General features: G+C 52.0%; 6 protein-coding genes. 3 read left to right on the forward strand and 3 right to left on the reverse strand.

Translation table 11 applies throughout. The features are described from left to right. The first annotated feature begins 261 nt into the window (after positions 1-261). On the forward strand, positions 262-876 hold the full coding sequence (locus BLV11_RS17025; protein WP_011786646.1) for a tyrosine-type recombinase/integrase: 615 nt from the start codon (positions 262-264) through the stop codon (positions 874-876). A 290-nt stretch (positions 877-1,166) separates the two neighbouring features. After that, positions 1,167-2,242 (forward strand): IS3 family transposase gene (locus BLV11_RS17030; RefSeq protein WP_091817308.1). Its coding sequence is split into 2 segments (ribosomal slippage): positions 1,167-1,419 and positions 1,419-2,242, totalling 1,077 coding nucleotides; the frame shifts between segments, so codons are not numbered across the junction. A 172-nt stretch (positions 2,243-2,414) separates the two neighbouring features. Here the strand turns inward: BLV11_RS17030 and BLV11_RS18670 are convergent. The 3 genes from BLV11_RS18670 to BLV11_RS17040 all read right to left on the reverse strand — a co-directional run bounded on the left by BLV11_RS18670 (position 2,415) and on the right by BLV11_RS17040 (position 5,677). Next, on the reverse strand, positions 2,415-2,651 hold the full coding sequence (locus tag BLV11_RS18670) for a type II toxin-antitoxin system HicA family toxin (RefSeq protein WP_139173251.1): 237 nt from the start codon (positions 2,649-2,651) through the stop codon (positions 2,415-2,417). After that, positions 2,648-3,619, reverse strand: a complete 972-nt coding sequence (locus BLV11_RS17035; RefSeq protein ID WP_091817311.1) for a viperin family antiviral radical SAM protein — start codon at positions 3,617-3,619, stop codon at positions 2,648-2,650. The genes BLV11_RS18670 and BLV11_RS17035 overlap by 4 nt, the downstream gene beginning before the upstream one ends. A gap of 129 nt (positions 3,620-3,748) precedes the next feature. Next, a complete protein-coding gene (locus BLV11_RS17040) occupies positions 3,749-5,677 on the reverse strand; it encodes a hypothetical protein (RefSeq protein ID WP_091817313.1) in 1,929 nt (642 codons plus the stop codon). A 66-nt stretch (positions 5,678-5,743) separates the two neighbouring features. Between BLV11_RS17040 and BLV11_RS17045 the strand changes: the two genes are divergently transcribed. Then, the coding region (locus BLV11_RS17045; protein WP_139173231.1) for a transposase at positions 5,744-6,000 on the forward strand (257 nt) is incomplete at its 3' end.

Below are 6,000 nucleotides of genomic sequence, written 5' to 3' on the forward strand. Positions count from 1 at the left end.
AATAATCTTTGGTTGGAATTGGACTGAGGAATTGCGGAACGGCGACTTGTAGAGTTAGTCAAGATAAGGTGACCAGTCGCATTCGAGGAGACGCGCTGTAATCTGAGCTGTGGGGGCAGCTTTGATTGTCGAGTGATCCTATGCCAAATGACTAGGGCTCTGCGCTCCGCTTGAATGTTCGCTTTGCGACCAGGTTGGCCAGCAGAGAACAATCTTTTGAGCCATACTTAAAGGCCCTTACCCTCCGAAGAGGGCCACGTCATGACGTTTCCTACCAGCAAAGTTCCCTGGAACAAAGGGAAGCTCGTCGGCCAGAAGCTGCCGCTCAAACTCGAACAAATATGGGCTATCCGTATTCGGTTAGAGATAGCAAAGAACATCCGCGAGCTGGCGATGTTCAACATGGCAATTGACTGCAAACTCCGATCCTGCGATCTGGTAAAGCTATTGGTTCGAGATATTTCCAGAAACGGTGAGGTTCTGGACCGGGCGCAAGTCATCCAGCAGAAGACCAGTCAGCCTGTTCAGTTTGAGATAACCAAAAAGACGCGCGAATCGGTCGAAGCATGGATCGAGTTGCGTGGACTCTCAGGGATGGATTATTTGTGGCCGAGCCGGATGCGAAAGTTCGACCATATCACTACTCACCAATACGCCCGTCTTGTCAAAAAGTGGATTACGAGCATTGGACTTGACCCTTCCGTCTACGCAACCCATTCAATGAGACGTAGCAAAGCGACATTGATTTACAAGAAGACCAAAAATCTTCGAGCCGTTCAGTTGCTGTTGGGACACACGAATATGTCGAGCACCGTGCGGTACCTTGGTGTCGAGGTCGAGGATGCTCTGGAGATAGCTGAGAGTATTGAGATCTAGGTGCGTAACTTGTGTCCTTGGTCCCTTTGGATGCCTCAGACGCTGCAAGCCCCGGTCGATGATCACCCTCGGGTTACAGGCTCCTCCCGTCGCTAAACAAAAGCGAACATTGGTAAGCCGTCCGTAAAGATGCACGTTGTAGGGGGAAAACGGGTCTTTTGCAGGCCTGAGATGAGTTGCTCTAGGGAGCCTGGGTAGTTTCCGAGAAACAACTTGCTCGGTAATCCCCCCTAAAAACCAAAGCAGCTAAAAGTAGAATTTTCTCGTACCCTACGCGCAGGAGATTCTGCATGAAAAAATCACGTTACACCGACAGCCAAATCCTCAGCATCCTCAAACAAGCTGAATCAGGCACGCCCGTTCCCGAACTCTGCCGCGAGCACGGTATGAGCTCCGCTACCTTCTACAAGTGGCGCGCCAAGTACGGAGGCATGGATGCTTCCTTAATGGCTCGCATGAAAGAGCTCGAAGAGGAAAATCGCCGCCTGAAAAAGATGTATGCCGAAGAGCGTCTCAAGGCCGAGATCATCCAGGAGGCAATGGCAAAAAAGTGGTAAAGCCATCTCTGCGCAAGGAGATGGCGCAGCAGGCAGTGGCCAATCGTCAAGTCAGTATTCGTCTGGCTTGCGCTGCTTTTTCGGTTAGCGAAAGTTGTTATCGCTACCAAGCGCTGCTCAATGATGAAAACGCCGAGATCGCTGAACGCTTGGTGGAATTGACCGAGCTGCACAGTGACTGGGGGTTCGGTCAGTGCTTTTTGTACCTGCGTAACGTCAAGGGTCAGTCCTGGAATCACAAACGCGTATATCGCATTTACTGCGAGCTGGCATTAAATCTACGCATCAAGCCGAAGCGCCGTCTGAAACGCCAAGCCCCTGAACCGCTGAAAGAGCCGATCAAGGCTAACCAGATATGGTCGATGGACTTTATGCATGACCAGCTCAGTGATGGCCGCTGCTTCCGCCTGTTCAATGTGATCGACGATTATCGACGTGAGGGACTTGCCATCGAAGCGGGCTTCTCGCTACCGACAATCCGCGTTATCCGGGTGCTTAACCAGTTACTCGAATGGCGGGAAACACCCACGGTAATTCGTTGCGATAACGGCCCTGAATTTATCAGCCATGAGTTTACCGCTTGGGCGAAAAAGCACGATATCCGTATTGAATACATCCAGCCGGGCAAACCGCAGCAGAATGCGTATATCGAGCGAGCCAACCGCACCATCCGCTACAGCTGGCTGAGTAAAAACCTGTTCGACACCCTCGAAGAAGTTCAGGATTATGCAACGCAGTGGTTATGGTTTTACAATCACGAACGCCCCCACAGAGCCAATGGCGGCAGGCCGCCACTGATGGTGGCTTAACCTCTACTTTTAGCTGCGGTTAAAAATGGGGGGGTTACCGCTCGATTTAACGTCTGATGTAAGTCCATTCCCAATAGGGCACTTCTTCGCTTCGAAAGGCTAAGTGATAAGGGACTCATTGGTAGAGGGGCGGGAACGTCCCGAGAAGGTAAAGGAACGTTCCCGCCAATCCTTAGTTGAAGTCAGATTTGACTGGCATTTTTCCAAGGTAAATCCGCGCCGTCCTGAGAAACTGCATGAAATTTTTCAAACTTCGACGATCGCTCGGGGAGATTGGAACAATCAGTGTCCGGGAACACTCCGGGTGGGTTAAGCGACCATGCTTGCCACCACGCTTGTAGGTCCAGCCATGTCTGATGAGGCGTTTGATAAGCACATTCCAGTCTTTGTTCGAACTGTACCTTCTCATTGTTTGCCCCCAACCACGCCGTTCGTGTAGCGGGACTGAAAGCTGTCGGTATTGAATGCCAGTTCACAGAACGCACGTTCTGCACCGGCCGATAAAACGGGCTCGCTATACACGTACGCCAGGTTCAACGAAGGCTGGTTCTGGAAAAAACGTCCAAACGGGTCGACCATGAGGTACGACTCACACATATCATGGTTGTCTTCGACACATTGGACGGACTCAAAGTCGCGATGTCTTTCCACAAATGCCGAAAACTCGTCGTCGCTGACGGCCAAAGAATGATCCACAACCGGGAGCATGCGCAGAATTTTCCAACGATCTGGACGGATTTGGTCAGCCAACTGACACAGATCCTCCCGAACGTTGCGCTGGTTCACCACCGTATTGAGCTTCACCGCGAGCTGAGGATTGATTTGGCGAGCCAGTTGTAAGTTTTCTACCAACTCTTTGATATCAAGGAGTCGTCCTTTTCCATCGATCCGTCCGATCTTCCTGTTGGTCGCAGGCGCGGCCGAATCCAGACTGATACCTAGGGATGTCAGGTGCGGCGCCAATTGCTCTATCGCCAGAGGGGTCAGTCGCGAGCCATTACTGATAATGGATACCCGAAATCCGACTTCTCGGGCCGCGTGCACGATTTCAAGCAAGCGATCACCAAGAATCGAGGGCTCCCCGCCTGCCAGATTCAGGCGAAGCGTATTCCAGGAAAGTTGTTGGTGTAATGGGTTGCTGCGGTTTCCAGAGTGAAAGAACCGGAATAACTCAGTCAATAAACTCCGGGTGCGAACTGGATCATGAAACAGCTCACGAGGGTTTGGACGGCTTGTCCACTTTGCGTAGCAGTACTGGCAGCGATAATTACACGCTTCAGTGACATGCCAGTTTATTGTTAGCTCCTCTACCGCGGCAATGTTGGTAGAGACAACGGCGCCAGAGTTGTTGGCGACAAAATGGGTGTTCGAGTTCATGCGTATACTCCTTGACGGGGACCGTTTAAACGGACCGTGAAGTTGCTACATGGCGGACGCAGGGCGTCAGAGTAGGGGCATCGGGCCCCAGTACACCATTTGGTTTAGGGTTGGCTGTCTAGCCAGTTATCATGGGTTGCGCAATCTGGCGCGGCGTTTCCTGAGTGCCTCCTCATAGTTCACATCGAAATTCAGTTCGAGCCGCTGGCTCATGAGTAACCACCATTCGGCCGCGATCAGTCCTCGCTTCAAATCCTTCAGGTCCCGCTCCTTCTTGGAGTCCCGGCGCACTGCCCGGTAGCACTCCTTGGCAATCGCTCGGACATTTTCATCTGGATCTGACTGTCTGGTGAAATACACCGTCTTATGGGCCTTTCCTTTCGGATCGAAACCGAGCTCCAACAAAGCCTTTAAATACCCTTGGCGCCAGATGGCGGACGGTTCGGTCACCTGGTGTGCCTCGTACTTGTTGCCAGTCGGCTTTTCCCCTTTTCGAAGGCGAAGCCGGCTCAGGCAGAAATCCACCAGTTCACGCGAAAACGCTTCGTAGCACTCCATTTCCGCTTGTTGGTATTCATCAAAGGTGGAGGGCCTCGATGCAGAATTGACCTCATTCGACCACCTGACGTTGGCCAGGTAATCCAGCGGCAAATACCACACAACAGCATTGTCGCTGTTCACCGGACTGAATCGTATAACTGACTCGTCAGATATGGGTTTGGTCGACGAGCGCATTAACATCAGACGATGGCGCAACGCTTTCGAGGGCTTTAAGCGATCCAGTTTTTCCAGCAATAGCTTCAGCTGTGCGTGAAGCTCTGGCTTTCCATCTCCGGAAAGTTGGCCGCGAAGCACCCCGATGCTTTTGTCGATGAAGGGGACCACAAACTCGTCGTCCAGCCTATCCATCGCAGCAACGGTCCATTGTGGGATCAGGTTAATCGTAAATTCGCGGTCCTGAATCAGATTTTCGAGCAGGCTTTTCCACCAGTGGTGAAATTCCAGATGGGCTGCTTCTGTATTAAATTGCATCCCAAGACTAGCAAGGACTGCCAGCCTCGTTTCGATATCAGAGCCGCTCAGTTCTTCCTGAAACCTGGCCTTCCAAACGCCCGAATGACCTGCCAGCCACCATTTTCTGCTTTCATCTCCGAAAACGTGCCTTCCACAGCCTGCCCGCTCGAAATGTTTCAGTGCCGTCTTAATATCCTGCCGGACAGACCACTGAAGCCACGTTTCGATTTGCAGTGGGGACAGGTGTGCACAAAAGATTTTCAGGCACTCGCTTTGAGCGTTGTCACTTTCCACCGGGGTTTTAGAGCTCATATCCAAGGTATAGGTCCGTTGGATAAAGATGTGATTCAGTCGCCCGGCCCAGGCATCCTTTTCCTCCTCAGAAGCAGAGGACACGTCCATGTGGAGATATAAGGCCTCGTGAAGCCTAGTCTTACTTTTGTTTAACCATTTACCGACAGCATCCAGCATGTCTCGATAGTGATCGTTCGAAGAACCTGCCGCGCGCAACAACCTGCGTAGACTCGACCACTCGTCCTCCAGCTTCAGGAATACCCCCTCGCTCTCACTGCGTAGCCGGCCGGATTTTGCATCGCATACCACCCACGTTTGCAAGAACTCCATTCCCTTAAGAAATTCGTACGTACTTCTAGTCGGAGGGCCCGGTTGATACTCCAATGAAACAGCCGAAACCAGGTTCTCCATTTGGGCACTAAGCGGGTCTACCGACCCTTTGTCAGGGTGTTTCGCGCATGAGGTCATTGCATTAAACAAACCCCAGAGAACCTCGTTTCTCTCGCCTAGGCCCTCAGCCCATAGTGCTTCGTCCTGGAAAAGAGCAGGTGAGAAGCAGTATTCCTTGCCGTAGAACGCAGAGACAAACCGGTAATAGGAGATCCGTAAGTACGTGGCTGATTCAGATTGGAAAATCGAGCTGTAGAGGGCATAAGGCGATGCCGAAAAGTACGTTAACGCCACACTTTTCGCGAAATCGAAGAGCGCATAGTTTTGGTGGATTGCCGCATGGCGTGTCAGCAGCTCCAAATTCGGGTTCTACCCCGTTACTGCGGACACTTCTGAAAAGAGGCACAATGTGCCAAAGGAGTGTTCATGTCCAGACGCAGAAAATATAGCCCAGAGTTCAAACGCGAAGCCATTGCTTTGACCCGCCAACCCGGTGTGAGTTGTCGACAAATAGCTTTGGAGATCGGCATCAATCCCAACCTACTGACCCGTTGGCGCAGAGAAGCGGATGAGGAGACGGACAAGGCCTTCAAAGGCTCTGGCTCTCCCAGAGACGAGGAGGTTGCCCGTCTCAAGCGAGAACTGGCCCGTGTGAAGAAGGAGCGTGATTTTTTGCGCGAAGC

It is taken from the genome of Marinobacter mobilis (assembly GCF_900106945.1).
Lineage (GTDB): Bacteria > Pseudomonadota > Gammaproteobacteria > Pseudomonadales > Oleiphilaceae > Marinobacter > Marinobacter mobilis.

Coding starts and splice junctions, on each gene's coding strand:
- BLV11_RS17035 (WP_091817311.1), bottom strand. CDS start 3,619: ATGAACTCGAACACCCATTTTGTCGCCAACAACTCTGGCGCCGTTGTC.
- BLV11_RS17025 (WP_011786646.1), top strand. CDS start 262: ATGACGTTTCCTACCAGCAAAGTTCCCTGGAACAAAGGGAAGCTCGTC.
- BLV11_RS18670 (WP_139173251.1), bottom strand. CDS start 2,651: ATGAGAAGGTACAGTTCGAACAAAGACTGGAATGTGCTTATCAAACGC.